Origin of the sequence: Flavobacterium aureirubrum, assembly GCF_038739835.1 — a bacterium.
GTDB lineage: Bacteria > Bacteroidota > Bacteroidia > Flavobacteriales > Flavobacteriaceae > Flavobacterium > Flavobacterium aureirubrum.
In genome coordinates, this window is sequence record NZ_JBCGDO010000106.1 from 1 (window position 1) to 316 (window position 316).

The 316-nt window shown below is 42.4% G+C and carries 1 protein-coding gene; it reads right to left on the minus strand.

Annotated features, from left to right (window positions below):
* Positions 1-243 (minus strand): RCC1 domain-containing protein (locus tag WFZ85_RS16135; RefSeq protein ID WP_342697273.1); only part of this gene is annotated, 243 nt, incomplete at its 3' end.
* Positions 244-316 lie beyond the last annotated feature (73 nt).

Below are 316 nucleotides of genomic sequence, written 5' to 3' on the forward strand. Positions count from 1 at the left end.
AGAACGTCCAACTTCAAAAGCCGTCACACTTCCAGTAATCATCACTGGGGTAGGTATAAAAACGGTTTGCTGGTCGCCATTGCCCAATTGAAAAGAGCCATTCCAGCCCCAGTTCCAGAGGGAACCGTCTGCTTTTTGTGCATAGTTGTGTCGGAATGCCGAACTAATTTTAGTAAAACACTGCCCAGATGCCGTGTTGTGTAGTGCTATAAAACTCAGTAGTAGTTTAAGTAGTGTTTTCATAAGGAATACGGTATTTAAAAAACAACCCACACACTGTGTGCGGGTTGTTGTGTTGTTATTGTTAATGGGTAAT